Raw genomic sequence first — 1535 nt, 5'->3', positions numbered from 1 at the left:
GTTGGCGTCCAGCCGCCGGTCCAGCGGGTCACCGCCGTCGGCGAGCAGTCCACGGCCGGCGTCCGGCACCTCGACCAGGTCGTGCACCGGCTGGGTCAGCGCGACGAGGCGGTCGTCGCCGACCGTGGCGCCGGGGGAGCCGGGGTCGACCCGGCGGGCGTACAGGGCGGTGGCGGTGTCCCGGGCGGCCTGCCCCCGGCGCAGCTGCTCGTTGGCCTCCCGGATCTCGGCGGCCCGCTGCCAGGCTGCCGCCGCCAGGTCCTCCTGGTGGCGCTGCACCACCTGGGTGCCGAGGGCCGCGGCCGCCCGGTACCGGGGGTCGAGGTTCAGCCCGGCCAGCCAGCGCGGCTCCACGCCGGGTGCGGGCAGCCGGGTCTCCTGGCTGTGGAGGTCGCCGTACAGCGGCGGGGTGAGCCGGTCCTGGGCGTGCTTCAGCAGCCCGGTCAGGGCGCTCTGCCACGCCTGGCGCACGTCGTCGGCCCAGACCGTCGGGGCCATCCCGGGAGCGGCGAGGGCCCCCTCGAAGCCCAGCACGGACCGGCCCTCGACGCCCTCGTCGGCGAGCTGCGGCAGGCCGCCGCCGGGGGCGGCGATGTCGACCGGCTGCCGGCCGACGTCGTCGGGGAGGGTCCGCGCCCGCAGCCGCCGGGCCAGCGACTCGAAGTCGCCGTCCGGGCCGGTGCGGAAGGTCCAGTGGTGGTAGGCGGGCAGCAGCACCTGGTCGTCCGGCCCGGGGTGCGCCGACGCCGGCCCCCAGGCCGGGGCGAGCGGCCCGGCGTCGTCGACCGGCTCGCCGAGGCCGGCCCGGACCCCGGCCTCGAACGCCGGCACCACCGCGGGCCAGGTAGTCCGTGCCGGGGGCGAGCCGGCGTGGGCAGAGCAGCCGGGACAGGGTGCGTTCGGGCGCGGTCGCGATGACCGTCGCCACGTCCTCGCTCTCGGCGGTGACCAGCACCTGGGCGTGCGCCCAGGCCCACGACTCGGCCAGCGCGGGCAGCTGCCGCACGGTGGTGGCGAGCCGGGGCAGCGCCTGGCCCGGCTCGGTGCGCAGCTCCCCGCCCCCGTCGACGGGCACCACGACCAGGACCAACCACGGGCGTAGCGCGCCCCGGGGGTCGGGCCGGGCCGGGGTGTACAGCCAGGGCAGGTCGGGGCGGTCGAACTCGACGGCGGCGAGCAGCGACACCTCGACGTTCTCCGCGCCCGCTGCCGGGTAACTGCGGATGATCTCCTGCGGGTCGATGCCGACCACGTCGCCGGGGCCGTGCAGCAGCGCCGTGGAGGCCCCGGTGATCTGCCGGGTCTTGCCGTTCGCGGTCTCGGTGCCCAGCGCGGTGACGGTGAGGCTCACCGCCGCGCGGGCGCGCGGCAGGGCGCCGGTGAGGGGGTCGGTGTCGGGGACGACCCGGGCCACGCCGTCGCGTACCCAGGGCAGGAAACGCAGGCCACCCATGTCAGCGGACCTCCAGGTCGACGGCGGTGATCCGGGGGCGCGGGACGGTCACCCGGGCCCGGCGCAGCGTCCCGCTGCGCCG

Annotated in this window: 2 protein-coding genes; one reads left to right on the top strand and one right to left on the bottom strand. The window is 78.4% G+C overall.

Annotated elements, in window-relative coordinates:
* Positions 1 to 834: hypothetical protein (locus JNW87_RS38605; RefSeq protein WP_238455463.1), on the bottom strand; the 834-nt coding region annotated here is incomplete at its 3' end.
* Between the two features lie 80 nt (positions 835 to 914).
* Here JNW87_RS38605 and JNW87_RS38600 point away from each other — a divergent pair.
* Positions 915 to 1217, top strand: coding sequence for a hypothetical protein (locus JNW87_RS38600; RefSeq protein WP_238455462.1), 303 nt, complete (start codon positions 915 to 917; stop codon positions 1215 to 1217).
* Positions 1218 to 1535 lie beyond the last annotated feature (318 nt).

The organism is Micromonospora sp. ATA51 (assembly GCF_016802855.1).
In the GTDB taxonomy this organism is placed as follows: Bacteria; Actinomycetota; Actinomycetes; order Mycobacteriales; family Micromonosporaceae; genus Micromonospora; species Micromonospora sicca.
The sequence above is the reverse complement of the archived record's forward strand: the minus strand, read 5'-3'. Positions and strand labels throughout refer to the sequence as shown.